This is a genomic window from Halorubrum ezzemoulense DSM 17463, from assembly GCF_002114285.1.
GTDB lineage: Archaea > Halobacteriota > Halobacteria > Halobacteriales > Haloferacaceae > Halorubrum > Halorubrum ezzemoulense.
Window position 1 is genome coordinate 25,021 of the sequence record NZ_NEDJ01000011.1, and the last position, 14,463, is coordinate 39,483.

A 14,463-nucleotide genomic window follows, 5' to 3' on the forward strand; every position below is an offset into this window, starting at 1 on the left:
GGTCGGGTGGCGGGGCGGAAGTGGTCCGGGCCGGCGGGGTCGCCAGACGACCGCGACGCGACCGGCCGCGACGCACCCGCCTTTTTAACGCCCGGCCGCGACCACTCCCGACAACGAATGTTCGACGAGATCCTCGAGAAGTTCGAGGGGTCACCCAGCCAGCAGGCGGTGATCCGGCTATTCTTGGAGCGCGGCTTCTCCGTCAACGAGGAGGGGCGGGTCGTCTCCGGCGGGATCGAGATCCCTTACACCGGCATCGCGCGCGAGCTCGACGTGGACCGGCGCGTCGTGGACTCGACGACCGACGCGATCCTGGCCGACCCCGAGCTGAAGCGCATCTTCACCAACATCTCGTCGGTCCCGAGCCTGATGGACCTCGCCCCGGTCCTCGACCTGACGGTGCTCACCATCGAGGTCGTGGCCGCCGACGAGGCCGGGATCGTCGCCGAGGTAACGGGGATCCTAGCCGACCGCGGCGTCTCGATCCGGCAGGTGCTGAGCGAGGACCCCGAGTTCACCGACGACCCGAAGCTGTACGTGATCACCGACGCCGAGCTGTCGGGCGACCTGCTCGTGGAGATTCGCGACCTCGGGTACGTCCGCCGCGTCGGCTTCTGAGGACCCGACCGCCGGGTCGCCCCTGACCCCTCGACCAGTTTCACCGCGCGACGGAGCGGGCCGCTCCGACGAACGCTTTCGAGAGATAGCGAACCGCGACCGAGCGGTGACGCTCGGCGAACTTCACTTTCACTCGGGTGTAAACCAGTCTTTATACGGGATGGCAAACAAGCACTGTGTACATGCCTGAAGACGAACTCGAGGACCTCCCCGGCGTCGGCCCGGCAACCGCGGACAAGCTCGTGGACAACGGATTCGAGAGTTACCAGTCGATCGCCGTCGCGAGCCCCGGCGAGATGTCGAACACGGCCGACATCGGCGAGTCGTCCGCCGCCGACATCATCAACGCCGCCCGCGACGCCGCCGACGTCGGCGGCTTCGAGACCGGCGCGAGCGTGCTGGAGCGCCGCCAGGAGATCGGCAAGCTCTCCTGGCAGATCGACGAGGTGGACGACCTGCTCGGCGGCGGCATCGAGACGCAGTCGATCACGGAGGTGTACGGCGAGTTCGGGTCCGGGAAGTCACAGGTTACCCATCAGATGGCGGTCAACGTCCAGCTAGAGCCGGAGAACGGCGGCCTCGACGGCGGCTGTATCTTCGTCGACTCCGAGGACACGTTCCGACCGGAGCGGATCGACGACATGGTCCGCGGGCTCGACGACGAGATCCTCGCCGACGAGATGGAGCGCCGCGAGATCGAGGGGACGCCCTCGGACGAGGAGGCGCTCGAAGAGCTCGTCGAAGCGTTCCTCGACCAGATCCACGTCGCGAAGGCGTTCAACTCCAACCACCAGATCCTGCTCGCCGAGAAGGCGAAGGAGCTGGCCGGCGAACACGAGGAGACGGAATGGCCGATCCGGATCGTCTGCGTCGACTCCCTCACCGCGCACTTCCGCGCGGAGTACGTCGGTCGGGGCGAGCTTGCGGATCGCCAGCAGAAGCTCAACAAACACCTCCACGACCTGATGCGGATCGGCGACCTGTTCAACACCGCCATCCTCGTCACGAACCAGGTCGCGTCGAATCCCGACTCGTACTTCGGCGACCCGACGCAGGCGATCGGCGGCAACATCCTCGGACACGCCTCCACGTTCCGGATGTACCTCCGCAAGTCGAAGGGCGACAAGCGGATCGTCCGCCTCGTCGACGCGCCGAACCTCGCCGACGGCGAGGCCGTGATGCGCGTCCAGAACGAGGGTCTGAAGCCGGAATAACGGTGTTTCCGGGACATCGGTCGGCGGAGAGGGCAGTCTGACACCGCCGAGATATCGATTCCGTCGAGGAACCGCGAGACGGGTTGACAAACGTCTACTTCTGCCGACGAGGCCGGAACGACCCGAATTCGGGACGGAGAGCCCGTCCGACGCCCAAGCGCGGGACGGCGGTGCGGCAATACTCGCCAGAGGGGACCGCGCCCGCCCCGAGAACGCCGCTCGGCGACGGATCACGCCGAAATAGATAGCTGAGCTACACAACGACCGTCGAGTTCGAGCGCAACAATTGCGGCGGAACCGCGAGAAAAACGTCCTTATATTCCATAGCCACGTCCTTATATCGGACGACCGCCGTATTATCAACCGTGTTTTTTGTGAAACTCAACTCTAACGTTTATGTATAGGCGTTCCCGGAAATCGAAACGTGATTCAGCACATGAACACGAGCGAAGCACGGTTTGAATCGGACGAGCGTTCAGTAGAGGTGGATGAATTGTGACGGGCGGCGTCCTCGCCACGATCGATCCGAGCACGTTCGCGTCCGCGATGAACGGGACGTGGATCCTCGTCGTGACGTTCCTCATCTTCTTCATGCACGCCGGCTTCGCCATGCTGGAGGCCGGGCAGGTGCGGTCGAAGAACGTCGCCAACCAGCTGACGAAGAACCTCCTGACGTGGAGCGTCGGGGTGGCGGTGTTCTTCCTCATCGGCACGGCGTTCACGAGCCTCGTGAACGGGTCGTCGGGGATCGCCTCCGCCGCGGGATCGCTGTACTCCGGCGGCGAACTCGCCGTCGAGTCGGGCGTGGTCGGTCCCTACGTCAACTGGCTCTACGGCGCGGTGTTCGCGATGACCGCAGCGACGATCGTCTCCGGGGCGGTCGCGGGTCGCGCGAAGCTCCGCGCGTACGTCACCTACACGTTCCTCCTGGCCGCGGTCATCTACCCGATGGTCATCGCCTTCACGTGGTCGGCCTCCGGTGACGGGCTCGTCGCACAGCTGACGGGCACCGCGTTCCACGACTTCGCCGGCGGCATGATCGTCCACGGCATGGGCGGCATCGCGGGCCTCACGGCCGCGGCCATCCTCGGGCCGCGGATGGACCGCTACGGGAAGGACGGCTCGACGAACGTCATCCCCGGTCACTCGCTGACGTTCGCCGTGCTGGGGACGCTCGTCCTCGCGTTCGGCTGGTACGGCTTCAACGTCGGCACGGCGTCGGTGGTCAGCGGCGGCGTGTTCAACACGCTGACGCTCAACCTCGTCGCGATGGGGACGACGATCGCGATGGCGTCCGGCGGGATCGGCGCCGCGCTCGTCGTCTGGGCGAAGACCGGGAAGGTCGACACCCTCTACGTCGCCAACGGCCTGCTCGCCGGGCTCGTCGGCATCACCGCAATCCCCGACACCACGGCATGGTGGGGCGCCGTCGTCGTCGGCGGGCTCGCCGGCGCGCAGCTCCCGATCGTCTTCGAGTTCGTCTCGGACAACCTGAAGATCGACGACGTCTGCGCGGTGTTCCCGGTTCACGGGAGTGCTGGCGTTCTCGGGACGCTCCTCTTCCCGTTCGTCGCCGCACCGGGTCAGCTCAGCGCGGGCATCGGCGCCCACTTCGTCGCTCAGCTCGTCGGCGTGGTCATCATCGGCGGCTGGACGATCACCGCAACCGGTGCGGTCTGGTACGTGCTCAAGCTCGCCGGCGAGGCGCGCGTCACCGCCGAGCACGAACAGGAGGGCCTCGACATCTCGGAACACGGCGTCGAGACCTACCCCGAGTTCGGCGGCGACCGCGTCGCGACCGACGGCGGCCCGTCGGTGATCGACACGACCGAGTCCGATGGGGAGTCTCCCCGGGCCGATGGCGGCGCGGCGGCCGGCACGGACATCAAGATGGTCACGGCGGTCGTCCGCCCCGACAAGCTCGGAGACATCAAGCAGGCGCTCGCGGAGATCAACGCCCCCTCGCTGACGGTGACGAACGTCTCCGGTCGCGGCAGCCAGCCCGCGAAGAAGGGCCAGTGGCGCGGCGAGGAGTTCACCGTCGATCTCCACCAGAAGGTGAAAGTCGAGGTCGTCGTGGCCGACATCCCGGCCGACGAGGTCGCGGACGCCATCGCCGACGCCGCGAAGACCGGCGAGGCCGGCGACGGCAAGGTGTTCATCATGCCGGTGGAGGACGCGCTCCAAGTCCGCACCGGTGCGACCGGAACGGAGGCGGTGTAGCGACGCTCCCGGCGGGCAGACACCGCGCACGGATCGACGGACGGACTTTTTTCGGGCGGGCGTGACGGCGGTTCGGCAACTACTTTCAGCCCGCCGACCCAACCGGTCGGTATGAACCACGAGCGCTCGCGCGAGTTGTACGACCGCGCGCTGTCGGTCATGCCGGGCGGCGTCAACTCTTCGGTCCGGGCGACGATGCCGCACCCGTTCTTCGTCGAGCGCGGCGACGGCGGCCACGTGATCGACGCCGACGGGAACCGCTACGTCGACTGGGTGATGGGGTACGGCCCCCTCCTTTACGGCCACGACCTGCCCGACCCGGTGGAGGCGGCGGTCCAGTCGCACGTCGCGGAGGGACCGATGTACGGCGCGCCCACGGAGATCGAGGTCGAACACGCCGAGTTCGTGGCGCGGCACGTCCCGAGCGTCGAGTCGATCCGCTTCGTCAACTCCGGCACGGAGGCGACCGTCTCGGCGGTCCGACTGGCGCGCGGCCACACCGACCGCGACAAGATCGTCGTGATGCGGGGCGGCTACCACGGCGCGCAGGAGTCGACGCTCGTGGAAGGGTCGCCGGGCGACGCGCACCCGTCGACGGCGGGGATCCCGGAGGCGTTCGCCGAGCACACCCTGCCGATCCCGTTCAACGACCCGCAGGCGGCGAAGGAGGTGTTCGCGGAACACGGCGACGAGATCGCGGCCGTGATCGTCGAACCGATACTCGCCAACAAGGGGATCGTGATGCCCGTCGACGGCTACCACGAGACGCTGCGGGACCTCTGTGACGACCACGGCTCGCTACTGATCTTCGACGAGGTGATCACCGGGTTCCGGGTGGGCGGCCTCGGCTGCGCCCAGTCGAAGTTCGGCGTCACCCCCGACGTGACGACGTTCGGGAAGATCATCGGCGGCGGCTTCCCGGTCGGCGCGATCGGCGGGAAAGCGGAGATCATCGAGGGGTTCACGCCCGCTGGCGAGGTGTTCCAGTCCGGCACCTTCTCCGGGCACCCGGTGACGATGGCCGCCGGGAAGGCCGGGCTGGAGTACGCGGCCGAAAACGACGTGTACGAGCACGTCAACCGCCTCGGTCGGCAGCTCCGGGAGGGGATCGCCGAGATCTGCGCCGAGCGCGCGCCGGAGTACACCGTCGTCGGCACCGACTCGATGTTCAAGACGGTGTTCACCCGCGAGGCGCCGGACGACGTCGACGCCTGTTGCGCGGGCGGCTGTCGGCAGGACCCGGACTGCGCCCGGTACGACTCGTGCCCGAAGACGGGCGCCGACGTGGCCGACGCTGCGACCGACCGCTGGGAGCGGGTGTTCTGGCAGGAGATGAAAGATCGAGGCGTGTTCCTCACCGCGAACCAGTACGAGTGTCAGTTCACTTCCTACGCGCACACGGAGGAGGACGTCGAGACGACGCTCGAAGCGTACCGCGAGGCGCTGTAGACCGGGCGACCGGCGATCTCCGGGCCGTCCGGCAAACCTTGCGCGCGCCGGGCGGTGCGGAACAGTTTTATATCGGAGATCGGTACATACACGCGATGACCGCAGTGGCTCGTCTCGACGCCTCCCTTCTCCGAGGCCGACGAGCCCTGCGACCGCGACGAGACGTCCGACCGCCGCGACCGGCTTCCGGCGCGGCGCGACGACGAGGCCCTTCGGGCCAGTAATCTTCATCCCTCGTCGCGTTCGCGCCGTTCCGTTCCGGAGAGTCTCGACTATCGTCACCGCGAGCGGCCGCGCTGTCTTTTTCTTACAATCCCGAAACCACTGAATTTAAGACCGTAGGCCGGGTGTACTCTGGTAATGACGAGCGTTGCACTCGCGTTCAGCGGGGGACTCGACACCACGGTCTGCGTACCGCTGCTGAAAGAGGAGTACGGCTACGATGAGGTCATCGGCGTGAACGTCGACGTCGGCCAGCCCACCGAGGAGTTCGACGAGGCCGAGGAGACCGCCGAGGCGCTGGGGCTCGACATCCACGTCGTCGACGCGAAGGATGAGTTCGCGGACCTCTGTTTCGACGCGGTGAAGTCCAACGCCAGCTATCAGGGCTACCCGCTCGGGACCGCCCTCGCGCGCCCGGTCATCGCCGAGGCGATCCTCGGCGTCGCCGAGGAGCAGGGCTGTGACGCCATCGCCCACGGCTGTACGGGGAAGGGGAACGACCAGCTCCGGTTCGAGGCCGTCTGGCGCGGCTCCGATCTTGAAGTGATCGCCCCCGTGCGCGAACTCGGCCTCACCCGCGAGTGGGAGATCGACTACGCCGCGGAGAAGGACCTGCCCGTCGAGGCCGGCGACGGCGGCGTCTGGTCCATCGACGAGAACATCTGGTCGCGCGCGGTCGAGGGCGGGAAGCTGGAGAACCCGAACTACGAGCCGCCGGAGGACATCTACGAGTGGACCGCCGAGCCGGAGGGCGAGACCACCATCGAGGTGACGTTCGAGGAGGGGATCCCCGTCGCCGTCGACGGCGAGGCGATGGACCCCGTGCCGCTCATCCAGCACCTCAACGAGCACGCCGGGGGGTACGGCGTCGGCCGCACCGACGTGATGGAGGACCGCATGCTCGGGCTGAAGGTGCGCGAGAACTACGAGCACCCGGCCGCGACGGTCCTGCTGACGGCCCACCAGGCACTCGAAGATCTTGTCCTGACGAAGAACGAGCGCTCGTTCAAGAAGGGGATCGAGCAGGAGTGGTCGGAGAAGGCGTACGAGGGGCTCGTGTTCGCGCCCGTCGTCGACGCGCTGAACGCCTTCGTCGACGAGACGCAGGACGTGGTGACCGGCACGGCGACCGTGAAGGTGTCCGGCGGCGACTGCCGCGTCGTCGCCCGCGACTCCGAGTACGCCGTCTACTCCGAGGAGATGGCCTCGTTCAACACCGAGGACGTCGCCGGCATCGCCCAGTCGGACGCGACGGGCGTCGCGAAGTACCACGGACTCCAGGAGCGCCTCGCCAACGACGTGAAGGCGAGCGTCTCGAAGCCCGAGCTCGCGACGGACGGGTCCGGCGAGACGGACGGGTCCGACGCGGACGATAACTAGATGACCGACGACGATCCCGACGCGAGCGACGCGGACGAGGCGGCCGGCGGTGACGACACCGCCGTCCGGCGCGAGCGCTTCAGCGGCGGACCCGCCCGCGAGTTCCTGTCGAGCCTCGCGGCCGACGCCGCAATCTTCGAGGCGGACCTCGCCGTCGACCGGGCGCACACGGTGATGCTCGCCGAACAGGGGATCGTCGACGGCGGGGTCGCGGGCGAGATACTCGCCGCGCTCGACGAGGTGGAGGCCGCCGGCCACGGCGCGCTCCCGGACGGCGAGGACGTCCACGAGGCGATCGAGACCGCCGTCATCGACCGGGTCGGCCCGGACGGCGGCCGGATGCACACCGCCCGCTCGCGCAACGACGAGGTGGCGACGTGTATCCGGTACCGGCTGCGCGAGGACCTGCTCGACGCCGCCGAGGCGACCGTCGCCGCCCGGGAGGCGCTCGTCGAGGTCGCCGAGGAACACGCGGAGACGGTGATGCCGGGGTACACCCACCTCCAGCCGGCACAGCCGACGACGGTCGCGCACTACCTGCTGTCGTACGAGGGCGGGCTCGCGCGCGACACGGAGCGGCTCCTGGACGCGTACGACCGCGTCAACCGGTCGCCGCTCGGCGCGGCCGCGTTCGCCGGGACGCCGTTCGACGTCGACCGCGACCGGACCGCGGAGCTGCTCGGCTTCGACGGGACGGTCCGCAACTCGATGGACGCCGCCTCGGCGCGCGACTTCCTCGCGGAGACGGCGACGGCGCTCGCGACGCTCGCGACGACGCTATCGGGGCTCGCCGAGGACCTGATCGTTTTCTCGAACAAGGGGGTCCTCGAGCTGGCGGACGCGTACGCCTCGACCTCGTCGATCATGCCCCAGAAGAAGAACCCCGACACGCTGGAGCTGACCCGCGGCGTCGCGGGCGACGCGATCGGGGAGGCGACCGGTACGTTGAGCCTCCTGAAGGGGCTGCCGCGGGCGTACAACCGCGACCTCCAGCGCGCCCACGCGAGCGTCTTCGATATCGCCGGCGACGTGCGCGAAGCGACCGAGATCGCTGCGGGCGCGGTCGCGACCGCCGAGTGGGACGCGGACGCGCTCGCGGCCGCCGCGGGCGAGGGGTTCTCGACGGCCACGGGGGTCGCCGACCTGCTCGCGATGGCGGGCCTCCCGTTCCGGACCGCCCACGAGATCGTCGCGAGCGCCGCCCCCGCGGTCGGAGACGGCGACGACCCAGCGACCGCCGCCGCAAAAGTTGACGAGGCCGCACAGGCGGTACTGGGCGAGTCCCTCTTCGAGCGCGTGTCCCGCGACGAGGTGGAACGCGTCCTCGATCCGGCCGCGAGCGTCGCGAGCCGCGACTCCGCGGGCGGCCCCGCGCCGGAGGCGGTCGCGGCGGACCTGACGGCCGCGACCGCAGGGATCGACGCGGACGCGACGGCGCTCGACGACCGCCGCGAGGCGCTGGCGGCGGCGGCCGAGGCGCTCGACGCGGAGGTGGCGACGTATGAGTGATCGCGGGACCGACCGCGGGGGTCGCCGCGGGCGGACACCGAACCGGCCGCCGCCGCCGAACCGACCGCCGCAGCCGGACCGACTGCGACGACCGCCGCGACCGGGGGTCGACCGACGACCCCCGGTCGCGAACTCGTCTCCGCGAGGGGACGAACAAGTAACTAGGATCTGATAGTCCGGTTCGTCCGGGCGCATTCGGCCGCTCTCGAACCGATAGCCGGTGCTTTGGCTAGTGTATGTTTTTTGGTAAGTTCGGAAGATTTATGGTATCGAGTCACCCAGAGTGGAGTACGATGACAAGCGACACCGACACGCTGACCGCGGAAGACCCGATCGCGGGCGAGGAAATCGAGATCCCGGCCGACGTGGAGGTCGGCGAGATCATCGACAGTCCGGTCACGGGGACCGAGCTGGAGGTCATCTCGCTCGACCCGGTCGTCTTGGAGGAGGCGCCAGAGCTCGAGGAGGACTGGGGCGAGTAGATGGCGACGACCGCCGCGGCCGCGACACCCGAGTGGTCGACATGCGCGTGAACACCGACCCGAACGGAGGGGAATCGGCGTGCGCGTAGGCGTCCTCTACTCGCGGATCCGGAAAGACGAGAAGCTCCTGCTCGGCGAGCTCCGCGAGCGGGGCCACGACGTGGCGAAGATCGACGTGCGCAAGGAGCGGTTCGGCCTGGACTCGACGACGGCCGCCGTCGACGACCTCGACCTCGTGGTCGACCGCTGCCTGTCGACGAGCCGGTCGCTGTACGCGACGCGGTTCCTCGACAGCTACGGCGTCCCCGTGGTGAACGGCCCGGAGACGGGCGACGTCTGCGCCGACAAGGCGAAGAACTCGCTCGCGCTCGCCGAGGCGAACGTGCCGACCCCGGCGACGGAGGTCGCGTTCACGACGGAGGCCGCCCTAGAGGCGATCGAGTCGTTCGGCTACCCGTGCGTCCTCAAGCCCGTGACCGGCTCGTGGGGGCGGCTGATGGCGAAGATCGACTCGCGGAACGCCGCCGAAGCGATCTTGGAACACAAGGAGACGCTCGGCCACTACGAGCACAAGGTGTTCTACGTCCAGGAGTTCGTCGACAAGCCCGGCCGCGATATCCGCGTGCTGGCGGTCGACGGCGAGCCGGTCGCGGCGATGACGCGCTCCTCGGACCACTGGCCCACGAACGCCGCGAAGGGCGGCGAGACGGAGCCGTTCGAGCTCGACGAACGCGCGACCGAACTCGTCGAGAAGGCCTCGGAGGCCGTCGGCGGCGGTATGCTCGGCGTCGACCTGATGGAGGTGGGAGTCGAGGCGGAATCGGACACCGCCGAGACCGGCGTCGGCGCAGACGGCGACGGCGCGGCCGACGACTATACCGTCCACGAGGTGAACCACACCGTCGAGTTCAAGGCGCTCGACGCGGCCACCGACGTCGACGTCCCGGCGCGGGTCGTCGACTGGCTGGAGGCGAAGGCGACCGAGCTGGCCGACGGAGCCGTCGCGGGGGCCGACGCGTGACCGTAGACGCCGAGGACAGCGGCGCGGCCGCCGACGCCTACACCGCCAGCGTCGTCGGCGGCACCGGGTTCACCGGCGGCGAGCTGCTGCGGCTCCTCGCCGGCCATCCGAACTTCGAGGTCGTCCAGGCGACCTCGCGGTCGGCCGACAACATGACCGTCGGGCGCTCGCACCCGAACCTGCGCGGGCTCGACCTTCGCTTCTCGGACCCCGAAGACCTCGAATCGGTCGACGTGCTGTTCGCGGCGACGCCGCACGGCGTCTCGATGGAACGCATCGACGAGTTCACCGAGGCCGCCGACACCGTGGTCGACCTCTCGGCGGACTTCCGGCTCCCCGAGGCCGACGCCTACGACGAGTGGTACGACGGGCACGAGTCGCCGGAGTACTTGGAGCGCGCGGAGTACGCGCTCCCGGAGATCAACCGCGGGAACCTCCCCGGCGCCGACCTGATCGCCGGCGGGGGCTGTAACGCGACCGCGACGATCCTCGGGCTGAAGCCCCTCGTCGACGCCGGCGCGCTCGGTCCCGAGAGCGGCGAGGTCGTCGTCGACGTGAAGGTCGGCTCTTCGGAGGGCGGCGCGGGCGGCGGCGCGGCCTCCTCGCACCCGGAGCGCTCGGGCGTCGTGCGCCCGTACGCCCCGACCGGCCACCGCCACGAGGCGGAGATAGAGGCGTACATCGGACTCTCCGTCTCCTTCACGGTCCACGCGGTCGACATGGTCCGCGGCGCGAGCGCGACGTGTCACGTCTTCCCCGACGAGCCGGTCTCGAAGGGGGACCTCTGGGGCGCGTACCGCGACGCCTACGCGGACGAACCGTTCGAGCGGATCGTCTCGGGCGGGGGCGGCGTCTACCGCTACCCCGAGCCGAAGGCGGTCGCCGGGACGAACCACGGCGAGGTCGGCTTCGAGCTCGACCCCGGCAACCGCCGTATGGTCGTCTTCTCGGCGATCGACAACATGATGAAAGGCTCCGCCGGGCAGGCGGTCCACGCGGCGAACGTCGCCCTCGGACTGCCCGAGACGGCGGGCCTCGAGTTCGACGGGCTCCACCCGGTGGGTTCGCCGTGACGGGGAGTGGTTCCGAACCGGCGGCCGAGCCGCCCGTCGTCGTCAAGGTCGGCGGCGCGAAGGCGGTCGACCCGGCAGGCGCGGTCGGCGACGTCGCGCACCTCGCGGCCAACGGGCGCCCCGTCGTCGTCGTCCACGGCGGCTCGACGGTCGTCGACGAGACGCTCGAACGGCTCGGCATCGAGCCCGACTACGTCGAGTCCGCCTCGGGCGTCACCGGGCGGTTCACCGACGCGGAGACGATGGAGGCGTTCGCGATGGCGATGGCCGGCAAGCTCAACACCGAACTGACGGCACAGTTCCGCTCGGCCGGAGTCGACGCGGTCGGCCTCTCCGGGGTCGACGGCGGCCTCCTCGCCGGGCCGCGTAAGTCCGCGGTCCGCGTCGTCGAGGACGGGAAGCGGAAGATCCGGCGCGGCGACCACTCCGGGCGGATCGAGTCGGTGAACGCCGACCTCCTCGCCGACCTCCTCGACGGCGGCTACACGCCGGTCGTCTCGCCGCCGATTGCGGGCGACGAGGGCGACGGCGAGGTGACGGCGGTCAACGCCGACGCCGACCGCGCGGCCGCGGCGGTCGCGGGCGCGCTCGACGCCGACCTCGTCCTCCTGACCGACGTGGCGGGCGTGTACGCCGACCCGGACGACCCCGAGACGCGCATCGACGCGGCCGCGACGCCCGACGAGTTGGCGGCCGTCGAGGACGCGGGCGAGGGGTTCATGGGCAAGAAGGTGATGGCCGCGAGAGAGGCGCTCGAAGGCGGAGCCGGCCGCGTCGTGATCGCGGACGCCAACGTCCGCGACCCGGTCGTCGCCGCGCTCGGCGGCGAGGGGACGACAATCGAGCGGGCGGCGCTCGGCGGCGACGGAACAGCGGGGGGAGACGACGAGGCGGCGGACGGCCAAACCGGAGAGGCGGACGGCGACAGCGGACCCGCCGAGCCCGACGGAGGTGAGACCGCGTGAGCGGCTTCGTCTTCTCGGAGAAGCCGATCGGGATCGCCTCGGGAGATGGGGTACACCTCACCGACACGAACGGCACGGAGTACCTCGACTTCGGGGCCAGCTACGCCTGTACGCCGGTCGGCCACTGCCACCCGGAGGTCGTCGACGCCGCGACGAGCCAACTGGAGGAGCTGCTGTACGTCCAGGCGTCGTACCCGCACGCGGCGCGGACGGCGCTGTACGAGCGGTTGGCCGAGGTCGCGCCCGTCGACGTCGACAACGTCTGGCTCTGTAACTCCGGGACGGAGGCGAACGAGGCCGCGCTGAAGTTCGCCCGGCACGCGACGGGCCGCGAGAAGATAATCGCGACCACGCAGGGGTTCCACGGCCGGACGATGGGGACCCTCGCGACGACGTGGAAGGACAAGTACAAGGACGGGTTCGGCCCGCTCGCGGGCGGCGTCGAGTTCGTCGAGTACGGCGACGCCGAGGCGATGCGCGAGGCGGTCGACGAGGACACCGCCGCGGTCATCTTGGAGCCGCTCCAGGGCGAGGGCGGGATCAACCCCGTCCCGACCGAGTACCTTCAGGCTGTCCGCGTCGCGACCGCCACCTCCGGCGCGGCGATGATCCTCGACGAGATCCAGACCGGGCTCGGGCGCACCGGAGACATGTGGGCCGCCGACCGCCACGACGTGGTACCGGACATCCTCACGACCGCGAAGGGGCTCGGCAGCGGGCTCCCGATCGGCGCGACGCTGTGTCGCGACTGGATCGCCGAGGACTCGGGCGACCACGGCTCGACGTTCTCCGGCGGGCCCGTGGTGTCGGCCGCGGCGGGCGCCACCCTCGACGTGATCGAGCGCGAGGACCTCCCGGCCCACGCCGAGGCGGTCGGGAACTACCTCCGCAGCGAGCTCCGCGACCGCCTCGGCGACGACGTGCGCGACGTGCGCGGCGACGGGCTGATGGTCGGGATCGAGGTGCGCCGCGGGTCGAACCGCCTGCTGCGCGACCTCGCCATCGACCACCAGATCCTCGCGCTGCCGGCGGGGCGGACCGTGCTGCGCCTGCTGCCGCCGCTGACGATCGAGCGCGAGCACGCCGACGCCGTCGTCGACGCGATAGCCGAGGTGGTCGGCTGATGGCGGCCGGCAAGGAACAGGATCGGGAGGGCGGCGAGGCGGCCGACGACGCCGCGGCCGGCGGCACCGACGTCGTCGCCGGCGGCGGCTACCCCGCGGCCTGCGACACGCCCGCCCGGAAGCTGCTGTACGACATGGTCTCGATCCCCTCGCCGTCGCGCAACGAGGAGCGGGCGGCCGAGCGCCTCGTCGACTTCTTCGAGGCGAACGGCCGGGAGGCGTGGATCGACGAGGTCGGCAACGTCCGCGCCCCGGCGAACGACGCCGTGCTCCTCACCTCGCACGTCGACACCGTCCCCGGCGACATCCCTGTCGAGGTGCGGCCCGCGCCGTCCGAGGACGAGCTGCCGGAGCCCTCCGACGTCCGCGTCGGCGACCCCGGCGACCCCGTGTTGTGGGGTCGTGGGTCGGTCGACGCGACCGGACCGCTCGTCTCGATGGCGGTCGCCGCGGTGAAGACCGGCGTCTCCTTCGCGGGCGTCGTCCGCGAGGAGGTCGACTCCAGCGGCGCGCGCCACCTCATCGGCGACCGCGACGCGCCGGAGGCGGTGGTCAACGGCGAGCCGTCGGGCTGGCAGGGGATCACGCTCGGCTACCGCGGCCTGCTCGAGGGGACGTACGTGAACACCAGCGAGTCGGGCCACTCCTCGCGGCCGGAGCCGAACGCGATCCAGCACGCGATCGACTGGTGGCACGGCGTCGAGGAGGCGTTCACGCCGGACGACGCGGAGACCGCCGTGTTCGACCAGGTGACGACCAAGCCCATCTCGGTCGACGGCGGCCTGAGCGACGACGGCCTCGCCGTGGAGGCGACGGTGGACGTCCAGCTGCGGATCCCGCCGTCGCGGCCGGTCGACGAGATCCACGAGCTCGCGGAGGCGGAGCTGTCGACCGGCACCGTCCGCTGGGGCGAGCCGATGCCGCCCGTGATGGAGAGTCCGCGGACCGACCTCGCGCGGGCGTTCCGCGTCGCGATCCGGTCCGCGGGCGGCGACGTGCGCCTGCTCCGGAAGACCGGCACGAGCGACATGAACCTCTTCGCGGCCGCGTGGGACTGCCCGATGGTCACCTACGGGCCCGGGAACTCCGACCTCGACCACGCGCCCGACGAGCGGCTCCCGCTACCCGACCTCGACCGCGCCGTGCGCGTGCTGACCGAGGTCTGCCGCGAGCGACTGTAACC

13 protein-coding genes are annotated in these 14,463 nt (G+C 70.2%); all 13 read left to right on the forward strand.

The window, feature by feature from the left end:
- Nucleotides 1–117 precede the first annotated feature (117 nt).
- The 13 genes from B9H04_RS05130 to B9H04_RS05185 all read left to right on the forward strand — a co-directional run bounded on the left by B9H04_RS05130 (nucleotide 118) and on the right by B9H04_RS05185 (nucleotide 14,461).
- On the forward strand, nucleotides 118–618 hold the full coding sequence (locus B9H04_RS05130) for an ACT domain-containing protein (RefSeq protein WP_049932123.1): 501 nt from the start codon (nucleotides 118–120) through the stop codon (nucleotides 616–618).
- A 182-nt stretch (nucleotides 619–800) separates the two neighbouring features.
- Entirely contained in the window at nucleotides 801–1,832 is a 1,032-nt protein-coding gene (radA, locus tag B9H04_RS05135) for a DNA repair and recombination protein RadA (RefSeq protein WP_049932122.1), read from the forward strand.
- Nucleotides 1,833–2,327: 495 nt separating this feature from the next.
- Nucleotides 2,328–4,055 carry an ammonium transporter gene (locus B9H04_RS05140; RefSeq protein ID WP_176454938.1) on the forward strand — a complete coding sequence of 576 codons (1,728 nt, stop codon included), beginning with the start codon at nucleotides 2,328–2,330 and terminating at the stop codon, nucleotides 4,053–4,055.
- A 111-nt stretch (nucleotides 4,056–4,166) separates the two neighbouring features.
- The gene (gene hemL / locus B9H04_RS05145; RefSeq protein WP_049932121.1) at nucleotides 4,167–5,504 is read left to right on the forward strand and encodes a glutamate-1-semialdehyde 2,1-aminomutase; all 1,338 of its coding nucleotides are present in this window, start codon (nucleotides 4,167–4,169) and stop codon (nucleotides 5,502–5,504) included.
- Between the two features lie 360 nt (nucleotides 5,505–5,864).
- Entirely contained in the window at nucleotides 5,865–7,106 is a 1,242-nt protein-coding gene (locus tag B9H04_RS05150; RefSeq protein WP_049932119.1) for an argininosuccinate synthase, read from the forward strand.
- On the forward strand, nucleotides 7,107–8,615 hold the full coding sequence (gene argH, locus B9H04_RS05155) for an argininosuccinate lyase (RefSeq protein ID WP_049932118.1): 1,509 nt from the start codon (nucleotides 7,107–7,109) through the stop codon (nucleotides 8,613–8,615). It begins immediately after the preceding gene.
- Nucleotides 8,612–8,776: a hypothetical protein gene (locus B9H04_RS18580; protein WP_169714306.1), complete on the forward strand. Its 165-nt coding sequence runs from the start codon at nucleotides 8,612–8,614 to the stop codon at nucleotides 8,774–8,776. The genes argH and B9H04_RS18580 overlap by 4 nt, the downstream gene beginning before the upstream one ends.
- A 132-nt stretch (nucleotides 8,777–8,908) precedes the next feature.
- Entirely contained in the window at nucleotides 8,909–9,097 is a 189-nt protein-coding gene (lysW, locus tag B9H04_RS05160; protein WP_049932116.1) for a lysine biosynthesis protein LysW, read from the forward strand.
- 79 nt (nucleotides 9,098–9,176) lie between these two features.
- Nucleotides 9,177–10,118 (forward strand): lysine biosynthesis protein LysX, encoded by a 942-nt coding sequence (lysX, locus tag B9H04_RS05165; protein WP_085682506.1) that lies wholly within the window; start codon nucleotides 9,177–9,179, stop codon nucleotides 10,116–10,118.
- A complete protein-coding gene (gene argC / locus B9H04_RS05170) occupies nucleotides 10,115–11,191 on the forward strand; it encodes an N-acetyl-gamma-glutamyl-phosphate reductase (RefSeq protein ID WP_049932113.1) in 1,077 nt (358 codons plus the stop codon). Before lysX ends, argC begins: the two co-directional genes overlap by 4 nt.
- A complete protein-coding gene (locus B9H04_RS05175; RefSeq protein ID WP_049932111.1) occupies nucleotides 11,188–12,156 on the forward strand; it encodes an acetylglutamate/acetylaminoadipate kinase in 969 nt (322 codons plus the stop codon). The genes argC and B9H04_RS05175 overlap by 4 nt, the downstream gene beginning before the upstream one ends.
- Entirely contained in the window at nucleotides 12,153–13,280 is a 1,128-nt protein-coding gene (locus B9H04_RS05180) for an aspartate aminotransferase family protein (RefSeq protein WP_049932109.1), read from the forward strand. Before B9H04_RS05175 ends, B9H04_RS05180 begins: the two co-directional genes overlap by 4 nt.
- Nucleotides 13,280–14,461 (forward strand): [LysW]-lysine hydrolase, encoded by a 1,182-nt coding sequence (locus B9H04_RS05185; RefSeq protein WP_049932107.1) that lies wholly within the window; start codon nucleotides 13,280–13,282, stop codon nucleotides 14,459–14,461. Before B9H04_RS05180 ends, B9H04_RS05185 begins: the two co-directional genes overlap by 1 nt.
- Nucleotides 14,462–14,463 lie beyond the last annotated feature (2 nt).

Excerpts from the sequence above, each read along its gene's own strand:
- hemL (WP_049932121.1), top strand. The coding sequence starts at position 4,167 with ATGAACCACGAGCGCTCGCGCGAGTTGTACGACCGCGCGCTGTCGGTC.
- argH (WP_049932118.1), top strand. The coding sequence starts at position 7,107 with ATGACCGACGACGATCCCGACGCGAGCGACGCGGACGAGGCGGCCGGC.
- lysW (WP_049932116.1), top strand. The coding sequence starts at position 8,909 with ATGACAAGCGACACCGACACGCTGACCGCGGAAGACCCGATCGCGGGC.
- B9H04_RS05185 (WP_049932107.1), top strand. The coding sequence starts at position 13,280 with ATGGCGGCCGGCAAGGAACAGGATCGGGAGGGCGGCGAGGCGGCCGAC.
- B9H04_RS05130 (WP_049932123.1), top strand. The coding sequence starts at position 118 with ATGTTCGACGAGATCCTCGAGAAGTTCGAGGGGTCACCCAGCCAGCAG.
- B9H04_RS05150 (WP_049932119.1), top strand. The coding sequence starts at position 5,865 with ATGACGAGCGTTGCACTCGCGTTCAGCGGGGGACTCGACACCACGGTC.
- radA (WP_049932122.1), top strand. The coding sequence starts at position 801 with ATGCCTGAAGACGAACTCGAGGACCTCCCCGGCGTCGGCCCGGCAACC.